This window comes from Plastoroseomonas hellenica, from assembly GCF_018129085.1.
Lineage (GTDB): Bacteria > Pseudomonadota > Alphaproteobacteria > Acetobacterales > Acetobacteraceae > Plastoroseomonas > Plastoroseomonas hellenica.
The window spans coordinates 41,503-63,706 of sequence record NZ_JAAGBB010000038.1 but is presented as its reverse complement, the minus strand read 5'-3'; the positions used below and the strand labels follow the sequence as shown (position 1 = coordinate 63,706).

Genomic DNA, 22,204 nt, shown 5'->3' with positions numbered 1-22,204 from the left:
GGAGCTCCTCAGCCGGAAAAGCGGTCGCGCCTTCGACGACGGCGCGCCGAATCGCGACATTGCCGCCGAGCGCGGCGGGGGGGATGCCGGGGGCGGCGGGCGTCTCGGTGCCCGGACCGACGCGTGGTGGCGCCGGCGGGCGGATCTGCGGGATCGGCGAACCCTGGGGCGGAATGACGGGCGGCACGGGCTGCGCCAGCGCGCCGCCGGCCGGCGGCAGCAACGGCAGGATGAGCAACAACAGTGCCGGCAGCCGCCAGCTCAACAGGAATCCACGCATGGCCCTGACACATCCCCCTGGTCCGGCACGCGGTCAGCCAAGCCCCAACCCCACGCACGCGATGGAAACGTTCCCCGACCGCAGTCTATCGCCAATCGCCCCCGCCTCCGTCCCCCTTTGGGGTGACGACAAGACCGCGATCATCACGATACTGTGTCATTCTTCGGCGAGAAGATCCACAGGCGCCCATTCCGCCCGGCAGCTCACTCATTCGTTCCTTGTCGTTTCCGATCTTCGAAAAGCATCTGAACGTCGCACCGAACGCGGAGACGGCGGATGACGGCGGCCGCGCATATCGTCCGCCCGGACGTGATCGAATCCATCTACGAAGCCGCCGTCGATGGCGGGACGTGGGACATCGCGCTCGAGCGGCTGATGGCGCTCACCGGAGGCGTCCAGGGCATGGCGATCTGGTACGAAGCCCAGTCGCATGCCGTGATCGGAAAATCAGGCACCTTCGACGAAGCACTCGTCGCGACGTGCATGGCCGAATATCACGTGAACCCCTGGACCGAGCCGATGGCCGATGTGGCGCCCGGCCATGTCGTCGTCCTCGACGAGCATGTCCCCTTCGAGGCGCTTCGCAAGACCGGCTTCTATGCGGACATACTGCATCCCCTCGACATGGCTCATGGCGCCGCGCTGGTCCTGGCAACCGAGGATGACGGCCGGTTCAGCCTCGGGGTGGGCCGGCACATGCGGGCAGGTCCGTTCGGCCCTGCGCAGACCGACATCATGCAGGCCTATGGGGCACATGCTGCGCGTGCCACGGCGCTTGCCCGCCGGTTCGACGGCCTCGCCCAGATCCGGCGCGCGGAGTTGGCGGCGCTCGATGTCATCGGAACGGCCACCATCATCGTCGATGAAGAGGGAAGCGTCCTGTTGGCGAATAGGGCGGCATCGGCGCTCGAATCCCAAGGCATCATCGGGTTGGCGAAGGTCCCGGAATGCACCGACCGGGCGGCCGCGACGCGGTTCCGGACATCGGTGATGGTTGCCGCCCGCGGCGTGGCGCCGCCCCCGGTCAGCTTCCGGGATGCCATGGGGATGCCGCTGGTTCTGATGGCCGCGCCGCTCGGTGTCACGGTTGCCGACCGTCTCTCGGGGGCGGGGGCACGCGGACGTGCCGCTGCCGCGTTGTTCGTCTTCACGGCGGCGCCGGGGCCTGGCCCATCCATGCCAATGCTGCAAGCCCTGTTCGGCCTGACCCCCGCCGAGGCCCGCGTGGCCGCGGAGATCGCGCTCGGCGACGGCGAGCGGGAGGCCGCCCGACGGCTTGGCATCGGCCTGAACTCGCTCAAGACCCATCGTCAGCGGATCTTCCTGAAGATCGGCGTCACGCGTCGGAGCGAGTTGGTCCGCCTGCTGGCCCGGCTGCCCTTCGATCGGTGATGGCGCGCGCCGCGCGCGGGTCAGCGCCCTCGGCGGACAATGGCGGGCGCGGGCGACATGGAAACTCGGCCTGTTCACCTTCGGGAATCGCCGCCCCCGCTTGGACTTCGGATCGGCGGCCGTGGCATCATCCCCCGCGGGTCGGACCGCACCGCTCAAACAGTCCAAACGCGCATCCGCACGCCGGGGATCGCGCCGGCATTCACGGGACAGGGCAGATCATGGCGAAGGCCACAGCAGCAGGCATCCGCGTTGGCATTGGCGGCTGGACCTTCGAGCCCTGGCGCGGAACCTTCTACCCGCCCGACCTCACCCAGAAGCGGGAGCTGGAATACGCCAGCCGCCACCTGACCTCGATCGAGATCAATGGCACCTATTACGGCTCCCAGAAACCCGAGAGCTTCGCCCGCTGGCGGGAGGAGACGCCGGAGAGCTTCGTCTTCTCCCTGAAGGCGCCGCGCTTCGCGACCAACCGCCGCGTGCTGGCCGAAGCCGGATCCTCGATCGAGCGCTTCTTCGCGAGCGGCGTGACGGAGCTCGGGGAGAAGCTCGGTCCGATCAACTGGCAGTTCCCACCGACCAAGCAGTACGACCCGGAGGATTTCGGCGCCTTCCTCAAGTTGCTGCCGCCGAAGGTCGACGGCCAGGCGATCCGCCATGTCGTCGAGGTGCGGCATGCGAGCTTCGCGGTGCCGGGCTTCATCGCGCAGGCGCGCGCGCATGGCGTCGCCATCGTGCTGACCGACAAGGATGACTTCCCGCATATCCACGACGTGACCGCGGATTTTGTCTATGCGCGGCTGCAGCGGTCATCGGAGGATGTCGAGACCGGCTACGCCCCGAAGGCGCTGGATGCCTGGGCGAAGCGGGCGCGTGCCTGGTCGGAAGGGGGCGCACCCGGCGACCTCGCCACGCTGGCCGAGGCGCCGAAGAAAGCACCGCGCGACGTCTTCATCTACATGATCAACGGCTTCAAGCCGAAGGCACCTTTCGCGGCGATGGCGCTGATCAAGCGCCTGGCCGGAGGCTGAACGGGCGCCTGAGCCTTGCATCGCGGCGGAACGCCTGGCGCATGCGGCGCTTGACTTGGCAATCGTAAATAGGTAAATAGCTATATAGAGATGTACAGATAGATGGTGCAGGTGCCATGGAGCAGCTCGACCGCGTCTTCTCCGCCCTCGCCGATCCGACGCGGCGGGCCATCCTCGCCCGCCTCGCCGAGGGGGAGGCGACGGTGAACGAACTCGTGGAACCCTTCGATCTCAGCCAGCCCACCATCTCCCAGCACCTGAAGGTGCTGGAGCATGCCGGCCTCGTCTCGCGCGGCCGCGCGGCGCAGTTCCGCCCCGTGCGCCTCAATGCCGCGCCGCTCGCCGGCGCCGCCCGGTGGATCGGGGATTACCGCCGCTTCTGGGAAGAGAGCCTCGATCAGCTCGACGCCTATGTGAAAAACATGCAAGCCAAGGAGAAACGTCATGGCAGCAAGCGGAAGCGCTGATCCGGCCGCGGATCGGGAGGTGGTCGTCACGCGCGTCTATGACGCACCGGCGCGTCTGCTGTTCGAGGCCTGGAGCAAGCCGGAGCACATCATGAAGTGGTTCGGCCCGAAGGGCTGGCCGGTGACGCTCTGCGAGATGGATTTCCGCGTGGGTGGGCGCTGGCGCTTCGCCATGACCGGGCCGAGCGGCGTGCAGAACACGCCCTTCGGCGGCGAGTATCATGAGATCGTGCCGAACCGGAAGATCGTCTTCGACAATGGTTTCGAGGAGCCGGGCGCCGGCAGGATGATGATGACCGTGACCTTCGACGAGGCAGCGGACGGCCGTACCACGCTGACCTGGCGCACGCTGTTCCCCACCGTCGCGATGCGGGATGAATATGTCGGCCTCGGCATGGAGCAGGGCATCGCCTCGGGCTTCGACCAGCTCACGGATGTGGTGCGGGCGATGGCTGGCCGCGGCTGAGCCGGGCAGGCCGTCAGGGCCGCCGACCGGTAGGGCGGGGGCCCCGCCCTGGCGGATCAGGATGTCGGACAGGGCGTCGATGACACCCCAATCTTCCTCACTGGCGGTGCGCCCTCCCTGAATGCGGATGGCGATGGCGCGCCTGATGCTGTGATCGGACCAGCCTGACGCGGCGGTACGCCCGACCAGATAGCCGCGATCATAGAGTGACGCGGAATGGCGGGTGTTGGACTGCTCGCTCATGGCCAATGCTCTGCCGGACGAAGGCTTGGGGGCGCCTGCCGATCGGCGTCGCGGCTCTGTCCCGAAAGGGGCACCATCTTACGAAGCTGTGGCGAGGCGGCATGGTTGCGGCCATGCCGGCGGCATCCGCGCACAAACGAAAGAGTGACCCGTCTTGCGTGGCGGTTCCCGCATCACTGGCACCTGGCCACGCCGCCGACGCTGGACACGCAACAGCGCCGCGCGTGCCGCGTTAGCACCGCGCGTGCCGCGTTCATGAAGTATTGGACATGATGCGCGGCAGCGAGAGGGAGTTTCCATTGTGCGAATGCGGCACGGACGGCTGCGGCCGCTGTTGATCCTGCTGGTGCTGCTGGTCCTGGCCTGGGCGCTGGGCCTGTTCCGCTACGTCTCCCTGGCGGAGCTGGAACAGCATCGTCGGGCGCTGGCGGGCTTCGTCGCGGACCGGCCGTGGACGGCGGGGCTGCTCTATGTGCTGGCCCATGCCGGTATCGTCGCCCTCGTCATTCCCGTCGGTCCGGTTCTCACCATGGCGGGGGGCTTTCTCTTCGGCCGCTGGCTCGGCCTGCTGCTGGCGGTGCCGGCGGCGACCCTCGGCGCCAGCATCCTCTTTCTCGCGGTCCGTCACGCGCTGGCGCAGGGCACGGCGCAGCATGCCGGCCCAATGCTCGACCGGGTGCGCGCCGGGTTGAAACGCGACGGGTTTTGGTACCTGCTCTCGATCCGGCTGCTGCCGGTCATCCCCTATTCGGTCGGCAGCATCGCGCCGGCGCTGGTCGGCATGCGGCTGCGGGTCTTCGTCGCCGCGACCGCGATCGGCATCATCCCCGGCACCGCGATCTTCGCCGGCATCGGGGCGGGGCTCGATGACATCTTCGCCCGTGGCGATCGGCCCGACCTTCGGGTGATGCTCGCGCCGCCGACCCTGTTCGCCCTGCTCGCCCTTGCCGGGCTCTCCCTGTCGGCGGTCTGGTGGCGGAGGCGGGCGTCATGACATCGGGGCTGGCGATCGCCGAAGCCTCGCCCGCCGACCCCACCCGCGCAGGGTGGCGGAGTGTCCTTCGGCCGGGCGAGACCTGCTGGCGGGTGGAGGCGGCCGATCGCGTCGCGCTGCTGCTCGACTGCGCGGATTATTTCGCGGCGGCGCGGCAGGCGATGCTCCGGGCGCGGCATTCCATCCTGCTGCTCGGCTGGGATTTCGACCCCCGCACGCGCCTGCAACAATATCCGACGATCGCCGCCGACGGCCTGCCGGTTGCGATCGGCGAGCTGCTGAACGCGCTCGCCGCACGCCGCCCCGCGCTCGACATCCGGGTGCTGGTCTGGGACATGAGTCCCCTCATCGCGATCGGCCGGGACATGTCGCCGCGGCGGGCCGCGTCCTGGTTCCGCGACGGCCTGGTTCGGTACCGGCTGACGGCCGCCACGGCCGGCGCCTGCCATCATCAGAAGCTGCTGGTGATTGACGACGCCATCGCCTTTTGCGGCGGTGGGGATTTCGCCATCGACCGCTGGGACACCCCTCGCCATCCGGACCGCGATCCGCGCCGCCGCCAGCCCTCGGGCGAGGAGCATCCGCCGCGGCACGAAGTGATGGCCCTGGTCGATGGCGCCGCCGCCGCTGCGCTCGGCAAGCTGGCCCGCCGCCGCTGGCAGGACGAGACGGGCGAGCGGCCCCCATCGCTGTCCGCGGCGATCGGCGATCCCTGGCCGGATGCCGCACCGCCCGACCTCCTGGCCGTGCCGCGCATCGGCATCGCCCGCACCATGTCGCCGCCGGATGGCCAGGCGGTGCGGGAGAACGAGCCGCTGCATCTCGCCTGCATCGCCGCGGCGCGGCGCTGCATCTATTTGGAGAACCAGTATTTCAGCTCTTCCCGCGTCGCCGCTGCCTTGGCGGCGCGCCTCGCCGAGCCCGACGGGCCGGAGATCATCCTGATGCTGTCGCGGCAGAGCCCGAGCTTCTTCGACCGCATGACCATGGACGCGCCGCGCGACACGCTGGTGGCGCGGCTGCAGGCAGCGGATCGCCATGGGCGTTTCCACGCCTATACGCCCGTCACCGCCGGCGGCAGGGCCATCACGGTGCATTCCAAGGTGACGATCATCGACGACCGGATGCTGCGGGTCGGCTCCTCCAACCTCAATAACCGCTCCGGCGGCTACGACACCGAATGCGACCTGTTGATCGAGGCGCCGGTGGGTCCCGAGGGCGGGCGGATCGAGGCTGCGATCCGCAACTTCCGCAACCGGCTGATCGCGCATTTCCTCGGCGTCGACACTGTGACCATGGGCCGGCTGGCCACCCAGGCCGGCAGCCTGGCGCAGGCGATCGAAACCCTGGATGCCGGCGGGCATGGCCGGCTTCGGCGCCTGGCTCCCCGATGCAGGCCCGGCCTGCTCGGCCGCTTGGTCGCCCACCTGCATCTCGGCGATCCGCATGGCGTCGAGGACGCCTGGCGCCCCTGGCGCCGCCAGGCCTGACCGCTCACGCGGCAGGCCCGCCGATCACGAGATCGACGACCAGCGGCAGGTGGTCCGAGGCCAGGCGTTCCCCCCGGGCCCGCGGGACCTCAACCGCCCGCACCACGACGTCGCCGCTGATGAAGACATGGTCGATGCGCAGCATCGGCCAGCGCGAGGGGAAGGTGGCGCGCGGCCGGTGGCCCGGCAGCGACCGCTGTGCGTCCCGGAGATGGCTTGCCATCAACTCGTAGGCGCGGGAACGGGGCCAGGCATTGAAATCGCCGAGCAGCACGGCTGGGCGGCCCCGGCATTCCGGATGCTGCAGCCAGCCGAGGCCGAGCAGGGCCTCGGCCTGCATGACCCGTTCCTGCGGCAGCAGGCCGAGATGGGTGTTGATCACCTGCAGTTCCACGTCGCCGAAGCGGATCGCCGCCCAGACCGCGCCGCGCGGTTCCAGCAAGGGGCGGTTGTGCGGCGCCGGCAGCGGCCCTGCCTTCACCAGGCGCAGCGGCAACCGGCTGAGGATGGCGTCGCCATACTGCTCCTCCACGTGCTGCAGGGCGGGGTGGAAATGGAACGCCATCCCGAGCGCCTCGGCGATCGCCTGCGCCTGGTCGACATGGCCGCTGCGGGCGCGCCCCGCATCGAGTTCCTGGAGTGCGATGACGTCGGGCCGCGCCTCCCGGATCACATCGATGATACGGCCCGGTGCCAGCCGCCCATCGGTACCGCGGCAGCCATGGACGTTGTAGGTCAGGATCCGGAGGGCGCGGTCCGATCCGGTCAGGCTTTCCATCGGCCCATCATGGCGCGGATGCGGCCGGGCCGCGACCCGCCGGGTGCTCAGAGACCGTTTGGCAATGGCTGCGGGTCGGCCTGGCGGGTCGTTTCCGCCCCTGGCACGCCGGCTTCCTCGCCGATGCCACCAGCATCGGCTGCGTCAGCCGACACACCAGGGACGAAAAATCCCTCGCCACACCTCCACCGCAGCCATTGCCAAACGGCCTCTCAGTGCCGGGGCTGCTTGCCGGCCGGCCGCGTGCCGCCCCCCTTCTTCTCGGCGTCCTGGGTGTGGTGACTGTCGGCTTCGCCGCCGCCGCCGGAGACTGCGCTGCGTTGCCTCTGCTGCGATGCCGGCGGCGGCTTCCGGACGTCGAGCGGCGCCTTCGCATTCTCGTGCGAGGCACCGGGTCCGCCCTGGCGGATGCTGGCGGGCGTCTTCGATGAGGTGGGCATGTTCAACTTCCTCAGCGGTCCTGCTGCAGGCCCGGATGTGTCGTGTTCTGCTGCTTGTTGTCCTGGCGGCCGCGCTGCTCGGCCGCCTTGGTCGGCGGCTTCCTGAGCGCCTCGGCCTCCGCCGACTTGCGGTCGCCCTCGCCGGGACCCTTATGGCTCTGGTTCGCCGGCGGGACCGGCGGGATCTTGTCAGCCATGCTTCCCTCCTTGCGGCTCCTCCCGAGGGGAGCTTCGGCCACCCCGGGTGATGTCAACCGAACAGGCCTGCCCTAGGTTTCCCCGGCCTGCATCATGGTCTTCGCCGGCTCGCGCGCGATGCTGGCCTCGATCTGCTCATGACCCGGCGTATCCGGCAGGGCCTTCCGGAAGTTCCGCGCGTAATCGGCCGGCATCTTCGGCGGCATCATGGGTTCGGAGCGATCGACCACCGCTTCGATCACCACCGGGCCAGGGGTCGCGAAAGCCAGGTCAAGGACGCTCTCGACCTCCTCCCGCCGAGTGATGGTGAAGCCGCGGCCGCCCATCGCCTCCGCCGCGCGGGCGAAATCGATCGGCTGCAATTCACAGCCGAATTGCGGATTGCCAAGGAACATCATCTGCTCCCAGGCGATCTGGTTGAGCATGTTGTTCTTGATCACCAGCAGCTTCAGCGGGATGCCGTAGCGCACGGCGGTGGAGAATTCGCCGAGCTGCATCGCGAAGCCGCCATCGCCGACAATCGCGAAGACCGGCCGCCCCGGATAGGCGATGCCGGCGGCGATCGCATAAGGTAATCCGCAGGCCATGGAGGCGAGCGCGCCGGAGACGGCATAGTCCTGGCCCGGGCGCATGTCGACATGTCGGGCGGCCAGCTCGGTATTCTGCCCGGAATCGCTCGCGAGGATCGCGTTGTCCGGAAGCCGCGACCCGAAGGCTTTCGCCACCGTCTGCGGCTTGAGCGGCGCATCGGTCTTCTCCTCGGCGACCGCCATCATGCCTCGCCAGCGTTCCATGCTGGCCTGGATGCGCAGCAGGAAGCCGCGATTCTGCTTCCGGACCAGGCGCTGGTTCAGCAGGCGGAGCGTCTCCGCGGCGTCGCCCACCAGGCCAGCCTCCACCGGATAGCGCAGGCCGATGCGCTGGCCGTCGCGGTCGATCTGCACACCGCGCGCCTGGCCAGGTTGCGGGTAGTATTCGATGTAAGGGAAGGTCGAACCCACGATCAGCAGCGCATCGCACTGCTCCATCGCTTCCTGCGAGGCCAGGGTGCCGAGCATGCCGATGCCGCCGGTGCTGTGCGGATGGTTGTCCGGCAGCACCGCCTTGCCGAGCAGCGCCTTGGCGACCGGCGCCGCCAGCAGCTCGGCCGCGCGCCCGAGTTCCTCGGCGGCACCAAGCGCGCCGCGGCCGGCGAGGATGGCGACCCGCGATGCCTCGTTGAGCAGCGCCGCCGCCTTGTCGAGCTCCGCCTCCGCCGGAAGCCGGCGACCTTCGAACAGGGTGTTCGGCGCATGGCCAGGCTGGTTGCGCTTCGATCGCTTCGCGGCGGCGAGCGGTTGTTCCTGCACGTCGTTGGCGACGGACAGATGCGCGACGCCGCGCTTGGTCAGCGCGGAGCGGCAGGCGAGGCCCGCCAGGCTCTCCATATGCGCGGCGTCGCTGACCTGCGCGTTGAAGACGGCGACGTCGTTGAAGACGCGCGTCAGGTCGACATCCTGCTGGGTGAAGGTCTCGATCAGGTCATGATACTGCATGCCGGTGACGGCGAGCACCGGCGCCTGATCGAGCTTCGCGTCATAGAGGCCGGCCAGCAGATGCGCGCCACCAGGACCGGAGGTCGCGATGCAGACGCCAAGCTTGCCCGTCCATTTCGCGTAGGCGCAGGCCATGAAGGCACCCGACTCCTCATGCCGGACCTGGATGAAGCGGATGCGGTCCTGGCGCGTGCGCAGCGCTTCCATGATGCCGTTGATGCCATCGCCCGGCAGGCCGAAGACCACCTCCACCTTCCAGGAGATGAGCGTATCGACCAGGATATCGGCTGCGGTGGACATCGGGTGCCTTCCTTCAGGATCGGGACGCGTGCTCGGGCTTGCCCTTGCGGCTGGTCGAGGCGAGATCCTGCAACTCCTTCTCGCTCATCGACCTGGTCATCGAACGGGACGCGCCCTTCAGGCTGTCCCTGCTGACCTCGCCGCGCTTGGCGGCGAGCGCCGCGCCGGCGGCTTTCTGCTGGGCCTTGGATTTTGCGGGCATGACACCCTCCTCAACGCTGGACGTGCCGTCCGCCGGGCTGCGAGACGCCGCTGAGCGCATTCGCGCTGGCGAAGCCATCATCATCCGCGAGTGAGATGTCGCTGAGGGCGACGATGCCGACCAGGCGCTTGTCGCGGTTCAACACCGGCAGCCGCCGGAGCTGCTGCTCGCCCATGTACAGCGAAACCGTATCGAGATCCTCGTCATCGAAGCAGTAATGGACCTCGGTGCTCATGATCTCCCGCACCGAGGTATCGGGGCCGCGGCCGCTGGCGACGGCGCGGACCGCGATGTCGCGGTCGGTGATCATGCCGATCAGCCGGTCATTCTCGCCGACCGGCAGCATCCCGGCATCGATTTCCTTCATCATGCGCGCGGCCGTCTGGATCGTCTGGCTGGGCGACGCGATCTGGACGTCTCTGCTCATGCAATGGCCGATGTTCATGGCGGTGCTCTCCTGTGATCGGTTCGTCGTGAAGCCGTCGGTGACGGCAAGGGCACCAGGAGCGTGCTCCCGGCCGCGCCCGTCATGCGGCGGGCGGGCACCATGACCCCTCGTCTCCGCCGCCATTCGTTCAACGAACGGTGGTGCCGTGGGTTCCGTCGTCTCGCGGCGGATGCCGACACGCTGGTGTGCGCAGCTCGGCCGTTGCTGGATGGCGGCGCTCTACCCGGGTTCCGGAATGGCGACGACGGCACAGAGGTCGATGCCGGGCGACACGCGCTCATGAAGCTGCCGCAGGAAGGCACCCGCCGCACCGTCGGCGGGTGCGGCATGTCCGTCCTGGGCGGGCAGATAGGCGGCGACCAGCTCCCAGCAGAGTTCCGGCTCGCCGAGCTGTGCGGTGCCGAGGCTGGGTCGGCGTGCCGCGACGACAGCCTCCGGGAGCAAGGCCACGCCGAGATTGCGTTGGACCAGGTCCAGCAGCGTCTCCAGGTCATTCACCTCGAAGACAATGCGCCGTTCGATCGCGGCATCGAGGAAGCCGCGATCGACCAGCGTTCGGGTGCCCCAATCCGGCTGGAAATCGACGAAAGGCTCGTGGCGCAGCTCGGCGAGCGACAGGTCGCGGCGCCCGGCCAGCGCATGGCCCGGCGCGCAGGCGAGCACCAGCGCATCGCAAGCGATCATCGTCGTCGCGACATCCTGCGGCGGATCGCCCAGCGGCAGGAATGCAAGATCGAGCCGGCCATCCCGGATCTTGTCGAGAAGCTGGGACGAGCTGCCCTGGCAGAGCCGTACCTCGATGTCTGGATACAAACCATGGAAACGCTCGATCAGGGGCGGGAGGTCGAGGAAGGCTGGCAGGCTTTGCACGGTACCGATGCTGACCCTGCCCCGGCGCAGCCCCTGCACCGCGGCGACCGCATCGCGCGCATCGCGGACCGCCGCGATGGCGATCCGGGCCTTGTCGAGCAAGGCCTGGCCGGCGGCGGTCAGGCGAACCTGCCGGGTGCTGCGGACGAAAAGTTTCGCGGCGAGCTCCTCCTCCAGCGCGCGGATGGAGCTCGACAGGGCCGACTGGACGATGTTCACGCGCTGCGCGGCCCGGGTGAAGTGCCGCTCCTCGGCGACCGCCACGAAATGCTGCAATTGCCGTAGTTCCACGATGGCCGGTCCTGCGATTGAGCGATACGCCGGCTAAATGGTATCTGCACATTCAATTGGAAAGATTAGCGATCCGGCCCCAGCTTCCGCCCGCAGCCGGAGACGGCGTCGTCGCGATCCAGCCGAAGCCCTGTATCCATTGCGTAGCCGAGCTTGAGCGTGGCCGCGCGCAGGGACGTGATCATCCATCGCCCGCGCACCGTCTCAGACTGATCCTGGGTCAACCCACGAGGGGGAATAGCTCGATGGCCACGCTCACCGTGAACGGGCGGCAGGTGAATGCCGATGTCGACCCGCAAATGCCCTTGCTCTGGTTCCTCCGCGACGAACTGGGCCTCACCGGCACCAAGTTCGGCTGCGGCATGGCGCTCTGCGGTGCCTGCACCATCCATCTCGACGGCACCGCGGTGCGCGGCTGCCAGACGGCGGTGGGCGATGCCGAGGGCCGCAGCGTCACGACGATCGAGGGCCTGTCGCCGGACGGCAACCACCCGGTCCAGGTCGCCTGGCGCGACCTGAACGTCGCGCAATGCGGCTACTGCCAGACCGGCCAGATCATGCAGGCGGCATCGCTGCTGAAGGACACGCCGAACCCCGGCGATGACGACATCGACGCGGCCATGGCCGGCAATATCTGTCGCTGCGGAACCTACACGCGCATCCGCGCCGCCATCAAGCAGGCGGCCGCCAAGAGCCAGGTGACGGAAGGAGCAAGCCGGTGAGCGCCATCCCGATGCACCCGATCCGCAATCTCTCCCGTCGTGCGGCGCTGCTCGGCCTCGGCGCCGGCACGCTGCTGCTCTCGACCGGCATCCGCGCCGGCGCCCAGCAGCCCGCCCGGCGGTTCGGCGGCGACGCCATGCCCGGCGGCGTGCGCGACGACCCCAAGACCTTCATCTCCATCGCGCCGGACGGCATCGTGACCATCCTCTGCGCCCGTTCGGAGATGGGCCAGGGCGTGCGCACCGGCATGATCATGATCGCGGCCGAAGAGCTCGAGGCCGACTGGGCGCGGGTCCGCGTGGCCCAGGCGACGGGCGATGAATCGCGCTTCGGCAGCCAGGACACCGACGGGTCGCGCAGCACGCGGCAGAACTTCACCGCCATGCGCCGCTGCGGCGCCGCCGCGCGCCAGATGCTGGAAGCCGCGGCCGCCGCGCAATGGCGCGTGCCGGTCGCGGAGGTGGCGGCGGAGAACCACGCGATCATCCATCGCCCGAGCGGCCGGCGGCTCGGCTTCGGTGACCTGGCCCAGGCGGCGGCGGCGCAGCCAGTGCCGACGGCACTGCGGCTCAAGGATCCCGCGAGCTTCCGCTATGTCGGGAAGGGCGAGATCGGGCTGATCGACAATACGGGCATCACCACCGGCCGCGCGATGTACGGCATCGACACGCGGCTGGACGGCATGGCCTATGCGGTGGTCGCCCGGCCGCCGGTCTATGGCGGCACGGTCGCCAGCTTCGATGCGGCCGATGCGCTGAAGGTGCCGGGCGTGCTCAAGGTGGTGCCGATCGAGCCGCGCCCGATCCCCTCCGTCTTCCAGCCACTGGGCGGCATCGGCGTCATCGCCACCAATACCTGGGCGGCGATCAAGGGGCGGGAAGCCCTGAAGATCACCTGGAATGACGGGCCGAACGGCAGCTACGACTCCACCGCCTACAGGGCCACGATGGAGCAGGCCGCCCGGCAGCCGGGCCAGGTGGTCCGCAACGACGGCAATGTCGACACGGCGCTGCCCCAGGCGGCCCGCCGGATCGAGGCGGAATACTACGTGCCGCATCTGGCCCAGGCGCCGATGGAGCCACCGGCCGCGACGGTGCGCATCGCCAATGGCCAGGCGGAGGTCTGGGCCTGTACCCAGGCACCCGAGGCGACCAGGAAGAACGTCGCCGACCGGCTCGGCCTCGCCGCCGACAAGGTGACGGTCAACGTCACCTTGCTGGGCGGCGGCTTCGGCCGCAAATCGAAGCCCGATTTCGTGGTCGAGGCGGCGCTGATGTCCCAGGCGATGGATGGGCGACCGGTGAAGCTCACCTGGACGCGCGAGGACGACCTGCAGCACAGCTATTTCCACACCGTCCAGGTGAGCCGGCTGGAAGCCGGGCTGGATGCGGCGGGCAAGCCGGTCGCGCTGCTGCACCGGACCGTCGCCCCCAGCATTGCGTCGATCTTCCAGCCGAATGTCGAGCACCAGGCACCCTTCGAGCTGGCGATGGGTGCGACCGGCCTAGCCCTTGCCATCCCGAACTACCGGGTGGAGAACCCGGCCGCCCGCGCACATACGCGGATCGGCTGGTTCCGCTCGGTCTCAAATATCCCGCATGCCTTCGCGATGCAGTCTTTCATCGCGGAACTGGCGGCAGCCGCCGGGCGCGACCCGAAGGACTACCTACTGGAGCTGATCGGCCCGGATCGCCGGATCGATCCGACGACGCTCGGCGATCAGTGGAACTATGGGGAGGATCCGGCGGTCTATGTGATGGACACCGGCCGGCTGCGCGGCGTGATCGAGAAGGTCGCGGCGGAGGCGGGCTGGGGTCGGACCCTGCCGGCGCGGCATGGAATCGGCGTCGCGGGACTCCGATCCTTCGCCAGCTACACGGCGGCGGCGGTGCAGGTCGCTGTCGGTCCAGGCGGGGAGCTCACCATCCCCCGCGTCGACATCGCGATCGATTGCGGCCCGGTGGTGAACCCGGAGCGCGTGCGGTCGCAGCTCGAAGGCGCCGTCATCCAGGGCATCAGCCTGGCGACGCTCGGCGAGATCAGCTTCAAGAACGGCCGTGCCGAGCAGACGAACTTCGATGGCTATGAGCTGACGCGCATGGATGCGGCGCCGCGTGAGATCCACGCGCATATCATGCCGGCGAGCGACTGGAGCCAGCCGCTCGGCGGCGTCGGCGAGCCGGGGGTGCCGGTGGTGGCGCCCGCCCTCGCCAACGCGATCTTCGCCGCGATCGGCAAGCGCGTGCGGAGCCTGCCGATCCGCGACCAGCTCGCGGCCTGAGCCTGATTCGGGCGCCGGCCCATGCCGGCGCCCGCACAGGGAGTACCGTTGCGTCCCGTCGCGGCCGGACCATCTTCGCCTGGCGCCAACCATCCGGAGATGATGATGCCCGACCTGTCCGCCTTCCCGATCACCAAGCTCTGGCCGGCGCGGCATCCCGATCGCCTGCAGCTCTATTCGCTGCCCACGCCGAACGGCGTGAAGGTCTCGATCATGCTGGAGGAGATCGGGCTGCCCTATGAGCCGCATGCGATCGACATCGGCAAGGATGAGACCTGGACCCCGGAGTTCCTGTCGCTGAACCCCAACGGCAAGATCCCGGCGATCATCGATCCGGACGGGCCGGGCGGCAGGCCGATCGGCCTGTTCGAATCCGGCGCCATCCTGCTCTACCTCGCGGAGAAGACCGGCAAGCTGCTGCCGGCCGATGCGGCGCTGCGCTACGAGGCCATCCAGTGGGTGTTCTTTCAGATGGCGGCGGTCGGGCCGATGTTCGGCCAGGTCGGCTACTTCCACAAATTCGCCGGCCGCGAGATCGCCGACAAGCGGCCGCTCGAGCGCTATGTCAGCGAGTCGAAGCGCCTGCTCGGCGTGCTGGAAACCCGTCTCGATGGCCGTCGATGGATTATGGGGGATGACTACACGATCGCGGACATTTCCCTGCTCGGCTGGGTGCGGAACCTGGTCGGCTTCTACGGCGCGCGCGACCTGGTCGGCTTCGACGCCCTGGCGCGGGTGCCGGACTGGCTCGATCGAGGCCTGTCCCGGCCCGCCGTCCAGCGCGGGCTGGAGATCCCGAAGCGGCCTTAGAGACCGCTTGGCACTGGCTGCGGGTCGGGCTGGCGGGTCTTTTCCGTCCCTGGCGCGCCGGCTTCCTCGCCGATGCCACCAGCATCGGCTGCGTCAGCCGACACACCAGGCACGAAAAATCCCTCGCCAGCCCTCCGCCGCCGCCATTGCCAAACGGTCTCTGACGGCGGCTCCATGCTAATGTCGCTCCGGCCATGACCGGGGCGACGCCGCGCAAGATCATCCATATCGACATGGACGCCTTCTACGCGTCGGTCGAGCAGCGGGACGATCCCTCGCTCAAAGGGCGTCCTGTCGCGGTGGGGCACGGCGCGGCACGCGGCGTCGTCGCGGCCGCGAGCTATGAGGCGCGGACCTTCGGCGTGCGGTCCGCGATGCCATCGACCACCGCACTGCGCCGCTGCCCGGAGCTGATCTTCGTCCCGCCGCGCTTCGAGGTGTACCGCGCGGTGTCGCGCCAGATCCACGCGATCCTTGCGGAGTACACGCCCCTGGTCGAACCGCTGTCGCTGGACGAGGCCTATCTCGACGTCACCGAGAACCTGCGGGGTCTGCCGACCGCGACCCGGACCGCGACGGAGATCCGTGCCCGCATCCTCGAAGCGACCGGCCTGACCGCTTCGGCCGGCATCTCCTACAACAAGTTCCTGGCCAAGCTCGCCTCCGATCATCGGAAGCCGAACGGCCAGTTCGTGGTGACGCCGGAGATGGGGCCTGGCTTCGTGGAGTATCTGCCGGTCGGCAAGTTCCATGGGGTCGGGCCGGTCACCGCGGCCCGGATGAACAGCCTCGGCATCTTCAGCGGCGCCGATCTCAGACAGCAGCCGATCGCCTTCCTGCAGCAGCATTTCGGCAAGGCCGGCCCCTGGTACCACGCCATCGCGCGCGGCGAGGATGATCGGCCGGTGGTCGCGGACCGTCCCCGCAAATCCGCGGGTTCCGAGACCACGTTCCGGCGCGATCTGACGGACCCCACCGAGATCGAAGCCGGCATCCACGCGCTGGCGGACGAGGTCTGGGCATGGTGCGAGAAGACGGGCGCGCATGGGCGCACCGTGACGGTCAAGATCAAGTACGCCGATTTCCAGCAGGCGACACGGAGCCGCACCTTGCCGGCCCAGGTGACCTCGCAGGAGACGCTGCGGCAGGTCAGCATCGACCTCGTGCGATCGGTGTTCCCGTCGGCCAAGGGCATCCGGCTGCTCGGCGTCACCCTGTCCAATTTCGAAGGCCTGGACGCCGCCGAGCCGAGGCAATTCGACCTGCTGCTCGAATGATCCACCGCAGGGCTGGTCGTTCTTGGCCAGTGACAAATCACACCGCGAGATCATAGAACATGTGGAATGAGGCGGCGCCGCTCCTGCAGGAGGACCGGCCGCTGGGAACGGCCGGTTGGGCCGCGCACTGGCCGTACCAGAATGGAGAAGGCCGGATGGCGACGCTCAAGCTCACCCTGTTCCACACCAGGACCACCGCCCAATGGGCGGATCTGGTTTTCGGCAAGCAGATCGAGAAGGGGAACGCGTTCCTGCGCCCCTATGGGATCCAGTTCGACCGCTATCCGGCGACCGGCAGCATCGAGCTCGACTGGACCTTCCCGCTGACCCCGAATGGCCGGGTCGATCCGGGCCTGAAGGAGCGGCTCCAGATGCGGGATCTGGCGAACCGCACCTATTACAGCGCGGACAACCGGCTGCCGGTGATCCTCTGCCAGATCGGCGGGGCCGGCGGTGGCGAGGCGCCCGGGTCGATCGGCATGAAACTCAACTACCTGCCCTGGGTCATCATGGACGCCTTCACGCTGAACGAGGACGGGCTGACGCTGACGCATGAGGCCGGCCATTGCGCCGGGCTGAAGCATCCGGGCGCCCCGCCGCTCCAGGATCCGCGGCTCATGGTCGGCGATGCGGCGGTCACCGACAATGTCATGGCCTATGGCACCTTCGATTACGCTACGCAGAAGATCGCGCCGCGTTCGCTGGTCGAGCCCTGGCAGATCGAGGCCTACCGCTCCGCCTATTTCCATTCAGCCTGATGCGGGTCGATGCTCGCCAGCCGCAAGGCGGCGAGCGTCGAAGACCGCCGAGCGCCGGTGCGGGAGAGCAAGCCCTGCCGGATGCGCATGGAACTCCTGTCTGGCCGTGATGTTCGGGTGGCATCAGAGGCGTGCAGGAGGAAGGATCCCATGCGCATCGCCTTCGAGGTGCTGACCGTCATCCTGGTCGCGAGCACGATGGGGCTGGCGCTGGCCCATGCGCTGGAGTGGCCGGGGAAGTTGCGGCTCGACCGGGAGCAGTATCTGGCCGTGCAGCCGATCTACTATCCCGGCTTCACGATCGGCGGCGGCGTCGCCGAGGCTGGCGGCATGCTTGCGACGCTCGCGCTGCTCCTCATGACGCCAGGCGGATCGGGCGCATTCTGGCTGACCGCCGGCGCGCTCGCCGCGTTGATCGTCATGCATCTGATCTTCTGGACCGTGACCCAGCCGGTGAACAAGGCCTGGCTGCGGGAGACCACGCTGGCAGCGCCGGCCAGGCGCTTCTTCGGCACGGGCGGGGCGGATTCGGCCGATCGATCGCCGGCGGCGGACTGGACCATCCTTCGCGATCGCTGGGAGCGGTCGCACGCCGTCCGCGCGGCGGCGGCCATGCTGAGCCTTGTCCTGCTGGTGACGGCGATCGCGCTCTGAGAGTCCGTCTCACACCGCCGCAATCGTGATCCTCGCTTCGGCATCGAGCCCATGTGCATCCAGCACAGACAGCGCATCGAGGAACCGCCAGCCGAAGGAGCCGGGCCCCGCAGCGTCCCGGCCTGCCCTTTCGCCGGCCACCGCGAAGCAGGCGAGGGCGGCGACGGCCGCGGCGAAGGGCGCCTCCGGCTCGACCGCCGCGAAGGCACCGACGAGGCAGGTGAGGGAGCAGCCGAGGGCGGTCACCTGCGGCATCAAGGGCGAGCCGCCTTCGATCCGCACCGCCTGGGTGCCATCGGTGACGAAATCGATCGCGCCGGTTGCGGCGACCACGGCGCCATGGCGCCGCGCCAGCATGACGGCGGCGCCCTCCGCACGCTCCACGACATCGCCGCTGTCGACGCCACGGCCGGCGCTCTGCCCGCCGGCGAGTGCGATGATCTCGGAGGCGTTGCCGCGGATGATGGTCGGGCGCAGCGCCATCAGCTCCGCCACAGCGTCCCGGCGGAAGGCGGTGGCGTAGTGCGCGACCGGATCCAGCACCCAGGGACGGCCGGCTTCGGCCGCCGCCCGGGCCGAGACGCGCATGCCATTCAGGAAGTCCGGCGAGAGCGTGCCGATATTCACCGTCAGCGCGCCGGCGATAGCGGCGAATTCGCCCGCCTCTTCCTCCGTATGCACCATGGCGGGGGAAGCCCCGGCTGCGAGCATCACATTCGCCGCGATGTTCATCGCCACGTAGTTGGTGATGCATTGCACGAGCGGCGCGGCATCGCGCATCGCTTGCAGCGCGGTTCCCGGTGTCTTCGCGGTCGTCATCGCGCCCCTTTCGGCGGCGGCCACGGGGATGCGCGAGCCTGCAGGCCGCGATGCCCCGAGACTCCCTCCGCCAGCATGATCTGGTTCAGGTTCGAAGGGTGCTTCTCAGCCCGCCTCGCGGCGAACGCCCCTGTCTCAAGGCCAGGATAGTACAGCAAGCCGGATCGCTGTCATCCGGCCTGCATTCAGATGACGAAGTCGAACCGGCCGAGCGGCTGGCCCTCCGCAGTCGTGACGCGCATCTGCAGCCGCGGATCGAATTCGCGGTCCTGGGCGTTGCGGCGCTCGCCAGGGAAGTAGAGCTGCGTCGTCAGGATACGATCATTCGGCCGCTGCACCTTGAAATGATAGTGGCGGGTGCGGGACCAATAGGCGGCGGGGATGATCGTCGAGAACCACCAGAGGCCCCGGGCGTCGGAGAATTGGTGGCCGCGCAGCCTGTAGCCGCGCTGGTCATAGCGGCCGCGATCATCGGCATGCCAGATCTCGATCAGCGCGTTCGGCACCGGGCGGCAGGATTCATCGAGCACGAAGCCGCCGAGCAGGATGCGTGCGCCGCCCTCGGCCTCGGCCGCCAAATCCTGCTTCAGCGGCGCATTCGGCCGGAAATACGGCCCCTCGGCATTGGCGATGGTGCGCTCGCCTCTACCGCTGCATTCCGGCGTCAGCGGAAGCCGGAATGGCTGCGCCGACGCCACAGGCGCCCCGAGCAGGAGCACGGGCATCGCGGCGACCGGTGTCAGAAGGCTGCGGCGGGTTGTCATCAGCATGCTCCCCCGTGCGATGTCATCACGCGTCGAGCAGCACCTTCACGCGGTCCGGCGTGAAGGGCATGCGGCGCAGCCGCTTGCCGGTCAGCGCGAAGATCCCGTTCGCGACCGCGGCCCCCGTCATGGGCACCCCGATCTCGCCGGCGCCGGATGGCGCGGCGCCGGATTCGATGATGCGGACCGCGATCTCCGGAATCTCGTTCAGTCGCAGCGGCTCGTAATCATAGAAGTTGCTTTGCTCGACTTCACCTGCCGCGATGGAAATCCGCTCCTTCAGCAGGCCGGAAAGACCGAAGATGATCCCGCCCTCGGTCTGCGCCTCCAGGTTCCTCGGATGGATCGCGATGCCCGGGTCGACGGCGGCCCAGAAGCGATGCACCCGGATCTGGCCAGTGCCGCGATCGAGGGACAGCTCCGCGACGCCGGCGCCGAGCGTTGCCTTGTAGCCGGCGAAGGACAGCCCATGCGCACGTCCGGGGGGAGGATGGCCGTAATCCGACATCCGGACGACGGCATCGAGGACGGCGAGGCCGCGCGGGCTGTTCGCCAGCAGCCGCCGCCGGAAGGCCAGGGGGTCGCTGCCCGCGGCCTCCGCGAGCTCGTCGATGAAGCCTTCGCGCGCGAAGCAATTGGGTCCCCAGCCGATGCCGCGCCAGGCCGAGACCCGGGCCCGCCGCTCCATGATGACATGCTCGGCAAGGAGATTCGGGATGCCATACTCCGCGCTCTCAGCGCCTTCCATGACCAGGAGATCGCGGCCATTCGCCCGCTCCCAGCGCTGCGGGAGGGCGAAGGCGAAGATGGAGGGGCTGGCGACGCGATGGCGAAGCGCCGTGACCGCGCCCTCCGCATCGAGCACGGCTTCGAGCCGATGCGCGGTGGCCGGGCGGAACCAGCCGTTCTTCACATCGTCTTCCCGCGTCCAGATCAGCTTCACCGGGCGCCGGACATGGCGGGAGAGCAGCAGCGCATCGTGCAGGATATCGCGCGCGAAGACGGTGCGGCGCCCGAAGCCACCGCCCATCTGCATCGCATGGAAGCGGATGCGATCGGGCGTGGTCTCCAAGGCCTGGGCAGCGGCCGCGATCGAGACCGTCTGGCTCTGGGTGCCGAGCCAGACTTCGGCGCCCTTGCCGTCGGCATCGACGGACGCGACCGCCGCGAGCGGTTCCATCTGCGCGTGGTAGGTATGCTCCGTCGCATAATCGGCCGTGACGCGCCGCGCGCCGGCGGCACTGAGGGCTGCCGGGGCATCGCCGCGGCTGGCCCAGGTGACGCCCGGCCGCGCGGCATCCGCGGCCGCCGCCTGGCTGGCGGCAAGGTCGGCCTCGCTGTCGGCCGTGCGAAAGGGGGAGGTGCCGGTCCATTCGACGGCGAGCAGGTCGCGCGCAGCGATCGCCGTTTCCCAACGCTCGGCGATGACGGCGACGGCGTGCGGCAGCCGCAGGATGTCGATGACGCCCGGCAGCGCCCTTGCCTCACTGTCCGCGACGCTGGCCGGGCTCTCGCCCTCGACCGGCGCGAGCAGCTCCGCCGCATAGGCCATGCCGGGCAGGCGCAGATCGATGGAATAGACGGTCTCGCCGCGGGTCTTGCCGGGGATGTCCAGCCGCCCGGGATCGGTGCCGATCAGGCGCCAGGCGGCGCGCGGCTTGAGATCGGCATCGGTGATCGCGGGCACGTCGGTGACGATCCGGGGCAGCGCGGCGACCTCGCCATGGCGCAGCCGGCGGCCGCTCAGCGCATGCAGGATCACCCCGGGCTCAGAGGTCACCTCTGCTGCCGGCACGCCCCAGGCTTGGGCGGCCGTGTGGATGAGGATACGTCGGGCACCCGCGCCGGCACGGCGCATGATGGCAAAATAGCCTTCGATCGAGGAACTGCCGGCGGTGTAGAGCATCCCGCCGGTGACGGGGTTGCCATAGACCTCGCCCGGTCCCTGGTCGACCTGCTCGACACGCACCCTGGACCAATCGGCGTCGAGCTCCTCGGCGAGGATCATGGGCAGCGAAGTGCTCACACCCTGGCCCATCTCGGTCGATCCGAAGCGGATGACCACCTCGTCGCCCGGTGTGATGGAGACCCAGGCATTGAGGGGAGCCGGGCGCCCCTCCTGGGCGACGGCATCCTCGCGGAAGACCTTCAGCGCACCGCCGGCAAGGATGGCGAAGCCGAGCGCGCCCGCCGAGCCCAGGAGCCCGCGGCGGGACAGGGTCGTGATCGCGTTCATGCTCAGCCCTCCCGCGCTGCGCGCTCGATCGCCCGGACGATGCGCGGATAGGTTCCGCATCGGCAGAGGTTGGTCGCCATGCCGTCGATGATCTCCTCGCGCGTCGGATGCGGATTGGTGGAGAGCAGCGCTGCCGCGCGCATGATCTGGCCGGACTGGCAGTAGCCGCATTGCGGCGCCTGCTCGGCGATCCAGGCCCGTTGCAGCGGATGCTCGCCGGAGGGCGACAGCCCTTCGATCGTGGTGATCGCCTTGCCGATCGCTGCCTCGAGCGGCGTCTGGCAGGCGAAGCTCGCCTCGCCGTCGATATGCACGGTGCAGGCGCCGCAGAGTCCGGCGCCGCAGCCGAATTTCGTGCCGGTCAGGCCGAGATGCTCGCGCAGCACCCAGAGCAGCGGGGTCTGCGGTTCCGCATCCACGGAGACGCTGTGTCCGTTCACGGTAAGGCTGGCCATTG

23 protein-coding genes, 1 pseudogene and 1 riboswitch are annotated in these 22,204 nt (G+C 69.1%); of the genes and pseudogenes, 12 read left to right on the top strand and 12 right to left on the bottom strand.

The window, feature by feature from the left end:
* Positions 1-280 (bottom strand): annotated as a pseudogene (locus GXW71_RS25110) (hypothetical protein); the annotation flags it as partial.
* Between the two features lie 276 nt (positions 281-556).
* On the opposite strand from GXW71_RS25110, the gene GXW71_RS25105 reads away from it, so the two are divergent.
* From GXW71_RS25105 to GXW71_RS25080, 6 genes are all read left to right on the top strand, one after another.
* Positions 557-1,672 carry a helix-turn-helix transcriptional regulator gene (locus GXW71_RS25105; RefSeq protein WP_211855439.1) on the top strand — a complete coding sequence of 372 codons (1,116 nt, stop codon included), beginning with the start codon at positions 557-559 and terminating at the stop codon, positions 1,670-1,672.
* Between the two features lie 221 nt (positions 1,673-1,893).
* The gene (locus GXW71_RS25100) at positions 1,894-2,703 is read left to right on the top strand and encodes a DUF72 domain-containing protein (protein ID WP_211855438.1); all 810 of its coding nucleotides are present in this window, start codon (positions 1,894-1,896) and stop codon (positions 2,701-2,703) included.
* Positions 2,704-2,819: 116 nt separating this feature from the next.
* Positions 2,820-3,170, top strand: a complete 351-nt coding sequence (locus GXW71_RS25095) for an ArsR/SmtB family transcription factor (protein WP_211855437.1) — start codon at positions 2,820-2,822, stop codon at positions 3,168-3,170.
* Entirely contained in the window at positions 3,148-3,636 is a 489-nt protein-coding gene (locus GXW71_RS25090; protein WP_211855436.1) for an SRPBCC domain-containing protein, read from the top strand. The genes GXW71_RS25095 and GXW71_RS25090 overlap by 23 nt, the downstream gene beginning before the upstream one ends.
* 550 nt (positions 3,637-4,186) lie before the next feature.
* The gene (locus tag GXW71_RS25085) at positions 4,187-4,873 is read left to right on the top strand and encodes a TVP38/TMEM64 family protein (RefSeq protein ID WP_211855435.1); all 687 of its coding nucleotides are present in this window, start codon (positions 4,187-4,189) and stop codon (positions 4,871-4,873) included.
* On the top strand, positions 4,870-6,363 hold the full coding sequence (locus tag GXW71_RS25080; protein ID WP_211855434.1) for a phospholipase D-like domain-containing protein: 1,494 nt from the start codon (positions 4,870-4,872) through the stop codon (positions 6,361-6,363). The genes GXW71_RS25085 and GXW71_RS25080 overlap by 4 nt, the downstream gene beginning before the upstream one ends.
* 4 nt (positions 6,364-6,367) lie before the next feature.
* On the opposite strand, the gene GXW71_RS25075 is transcribed toward GXW71_RS25080, so the two are convergent.
* From GXW71_RS25075 to GXW71_RS25045, 7 genes are all read right to left on the bottom strand, one after another.
* On the bottom strand, positions 6,368-7,141 hold the full coding sequence (locus tag GXW71_RS25075) for an endonuclease/exonuclease/phosphatase family protein (protein ID WP_211855433.1): 774 nt from the start codon (positions 7,139-7,141) through the stop codon (positions 6,368-6,370).
* Between the two features lie 212 nt (positions 7,142-7,353).
* On the bottom strand, positions 7,354-7,581 hold the full coding sequence (locus tag GXW71_RS25070; protein WP_211855432.1) for a hypothetical protein: 228 nt from the start codon (positions 7,579-7,581) through the stop codon (positions 7,354-7,356).
* A gap of 11 nt (positions 7,582-7,592) precedes the next feature.
* On the bottom strand, positions 7,593-7,778 hold the full coding sequence (locus GXW71_RS25065; protein WP_211855431.1) for a hypothetical protein: 186 nt from the start codon (positions 7,776-7,778) through the stop codon (positions 7,593-7,595).
* 72 nt (positions 7,779-7,850) lie between these two features.
* Positions 7,851-9,614: a thiamine pyrophosphate-dependent enzyme gene (locus GXW71_RS25060; RefSeq protein ID WP_211855430.1), complete on the bottom strand. Its 1,764-nt coding sequence runs from the start codon at positions 9,612-9,614 to the stop codon at positions 7,851-7,853.
* Positions 9,615-9,627: 13 nt separating this feature from the next.
* On the bottom strand, positions 9,628-9,816 hold the full coding sequence (locus GXW71_RS25055) for a DUF3008 family protein (RefSeq protein WP_211855429.1): 189 nt from the start codon (positions 9,814-9,816) through the stop codon (positions 9,628-9,630).
* A 10-nt stretch (positions 9,817-9,826) separates the two neighbouring features.
* Entirely contained in the window at positions 9,827-10,261 is a 435-nt protein-coding gene (locus GXW71_RS25050) for a CBS domain-containing protein (protein ID WP_211855428.1), read from the bottom strand.
* 222 nt (positions 10,262-10,483) lie between these two features.
* Positions 10,484-11,425, bottom strand: coding sequence for a LysR family transcriptional regulator (locus GXW71_RS25045; RefSeq protein WP_211855427.1), 942 nt, complete (start codon positions 11,423-11,425; stop codon positions 10,484-10,486).
* Between the two features lie 245 nt (positions 11,426-11,670).
* Between GXW71_RS25045 and GXW71_RS25040 the strand changes: the two genes are divergently transcribed.
* The 6 genes from GXW71_RS25040 to GXW71_RS25015 all read left to right on the top strand — a co-directional run bounded on the left by GXW71_RS25040 (position 11,671) and on the right by GXW71_RS25015 (position 17,928).
* On the top strand, positions 11,671-12,147 hold the full coding sequence (locus GXW71_RS25040) for a (2Fe-2S)-binding protein (protein WP_211855426.1): 477 nt from the start codon (positions 11,671-11,673) through the stop codon (positions 12,145-12,147).
* Positions 12,144-14,429, top strand: coding sequence for a xanthine dehydrogenase family protein molybdopterin-binding subunit (locus GXW71_RS25035; RefSeq protein WP_211855425.1), 2,286 nt, complete (start codon positions 12,144-12,146; stop codon positions 14,427-14,429). Before GXW71_RS25040 ends, GXW71_RS25035 begins: the two co-directional genes overlap by 4 nt.
* Before the next feature lie 105 nt (positions 14,430-14,534).
* Complete coding sequence (locus GXW71_RS25030) at positions 14,535-15,239, top strand: glutathione S-transferase N-terminal domain-containing protein (RefSeq protein ID WP_211855424.1); 705 nt, start codon at positions 14,535-14,537, stop codon at positions 15,237-15,239.
* Positions 15,240-15,433: 194 nt separating this feature from the next.
* Positions 15,434-16,516, top strand: a complete 1,083-nt coding sequence (gene dinB / locus GXW71_RS25025) for a DNA polymerase IV (protein WP_211855423.1) — start codon at positions 15,434-15,436, stop codon at positions 16,514-16,516.
* Positions 16,517-16,671: 155 nt separating this feature from the next.
* On the top strand, positions 16,672-17,274 hold the full coding sequence (locus tag GXW71_RS25020; protein WP_211855422.1) for a hypothetical protein: 603 nt from the start codon (positions 16,672-16,674) through the stop codon (positions 17,272-17,274).
* A 150-nt stretch (positions 17,275-17,424) separates the two neighbouring features.
* The gene (locus tag GXW71_RS25015) at positions 17,425-17,928 is read left to right on the top strand and encodes an anthrone oxygenase family protein (RefSeq protein WP_211855421.1); all 504 of its coding nucleotides are present in this window, start codon (positions 17,425-17,427) and stop codon (positions 17,926-17,928) included.
* A 9-nt stretch (positions 17,929-17,937) separates the two neighbouring features.
* Here GXW71_RS25015 and thiM read toward each other — a convergent pair whose 3' ends face one another.
* The 4 genes from thiM to GXW71_RS24995 form a co-directional block, all read right to left on the bottom strand.
* Positions 17,938-18,747, bottom strand: a complete 810-nt coding sequence (gene thiM / locus GXW71_RS25010) for a hydroxyethylthiazole kinase (RefSeq protein ID WP_211855420.1) — start codon at positions 18,745-18,747, stop codon at positions 17,938-17,940.
* Between the two features lie 45 nt (positions 18,748-18,792).
* Positions 18,793-18,889: riboswitch (TPP riboswitch) on the bottom strand.
* Between the two features lie 43 nt (positions 18,890-18,932).
* Positions 18,933-19,511, bottom strand: coding sequence for a dioxygenase family protein (locus tag GXW71_RS25005; protein WP_211855419.1), 579 nt, complete (start codon positions 19,509-19,511; stop codon positions 18,933-18,935).
* A 25-nt stretch (positions 19,512-19,536) separates the two neighbouring features.
* Positions 19,537-21,747, bottom strand: coding sequence for a xanthine dehydrogenase family protein molybdopterin-binding subunit (locus tag GXW71_RS25000; RefSeq protein WP_211855418.1), 2,211 nt, complete (start codon positions 21,745-21,747; stop codon positions 19,537-19,539).
* Positions 21,748-21,749: 2 nt separating this feature from the next.
* Positions 21,750-22,202 (bottom strand): (2Fe-2S)-binding protein, encoded by a 453-nt coding sequence (locus tag GXW71_RS24995; RefSeq protein ID WP_211855417.1) that lies wholly within the window; start codon positions 22,200-22,202, stop codon positions 21,750-21,752.
* Positions 22,203-22,204: the final 2 nt, after the last annotated feature.

Coding starts and splice junctions, on each gene's coding strand:
- GXW71_RS25105 (WP_211855439.1), top strand. CDS start 557: ATGACGGCGGCCGCGCATATCGTCCGCCCGGACGTGATCGAATCCATC.
- GXW71_RS25100 (WP_211855438.1), top strand. CDS start 1,894: ATGGCGAAGGCCACAGCAGCAGGCATCCGCGTTGGCATTGGCGGCTGG.
- GXW71_RS25095 (WP_211855437.1), top strand. CDS start 2,820: ATGGAGCAGCTCGACCGCGTCTTCTCCGCCCTCGCCGATCCGACGCGG.
- GXW71_RS25090 (WP_211855436.1), top strand. CDS start 3,148: ATGGCAGCAAGCGGAAGCGCTGATCCGGCCGCGGATCGGGAGGTGGTC.
- GXW71_RS25085 (WP_211855435.1), top strand. CDS start 4,187: ATGCGGCACGGACGGCTGCGGCCGCTGTTGATCCTGCTGGTGCTGCTG.
- GXW71_RS25080 (WP_211855434.1), top strand. CDS start 4,870: ATGACATCGGGGCTGGCGATCGCCGAAGCCTCGCCCGCCGACCCCACC.
- GXW71_RS25075 (WP_211855433.1), bottom strand. CDS start 7,141: ATGGAAAGCCTGACCGGATCGGACCGCGCCCTCCGGATCCTGACCTAC.
- GXW71_RS25070 (WP_211855432.1), bottom strand. CDS start 7,581: ATGCCCACCTCATCGAAGACGCCCGCCAGCATCCGCCAGGGCGGACCC.
- GXW71_RS25065 (WP_211855431.1), bottom strand. CDS start 7,778: ATGGCTGACAAGATCCCGCCGGTCCCGCCGGCGAACCAGAGCCATAAG.
- GXW71_RS25060 (WP_211855430.1), bottom strand. CDS start 9,614: ATGTCCACCGCAGCCGATATCCTGGTCGATACGCTCATCTCCTGGAAG.
- GXW71_RS25055 (WP_211855429.1), bottom strand. CDS start 9,816: ATGCCCGCAAAATCCAAGGCCCAGCAGAAAGCCGCCGGCGCGGCGCTC.
- GXW71_RS25050 (WP_211855428.1), bottom strand. CDS start 10,261: ATGAACATCGGCCATTGCATGAGCAGAGACGTCCAGATCGCGTCGCCC.
- GXW71_RS25040 (WP_211855426.1), top strand. CDS start 11,671: ATGGCCACGCTCACCGTGAACGGGCGGCAGGTGAATGCCGATGTCGAC.
- GXW71_RS25030 (WP_211855424.1), top strand. CDS start 14,535: ATGCCCGACCTGTCCGCCTTCCCGATCACCAAGCTCTGGCCGGCGCGG.
- dinB (WP_211855423.1), top strand. CDS start 15,434: ATGACCGGGGCGACGCCGCGCAAGATCATCCATATCGACATGGACGCC.
- GXW71_RS25020 (WP_211855422.1), top strand. CDS start 16,672: ATGGCGACGCTCAAGCTCACCCTGTTCCACACCAGGACCACCGCCCAA.
- GXW71_RS25015 (WP_211855421.1), top strand. CDS start 17,425: ATGCGCATCGCCTTCGAGGTGCTGACCGTCATCCTGGTCGCGAGCACG.
- thiM (WP_211855420.1), bottom strand. CDS start 18,747: ATGACGACCGCGAAGACACCGGGAACCGCGCTGCAAGCGATGCGCGAT.
- GXW71_RS25005 (WP_211855419.1), bottom strand. CDS start 19,511: ATGACAACCCGCCGCAGCCTTCTGACACCGGTCGCCGCGATGCCCGTG.
- GXW71_RS25000 (WP_211855418.1), bottom strand. CDS start 21,747: ATGAACGCGATCACGACCCTGTCCCGCCGCGGGCTCCTGGGCTCGGCG.
- GXW71_RS24995 (WP_211855417.1), bottom strand. CDS start 22,202: ATGGCCAGCCTTACCGTGAACGGACACAGCGTCTCCGTGGATGCGGAA.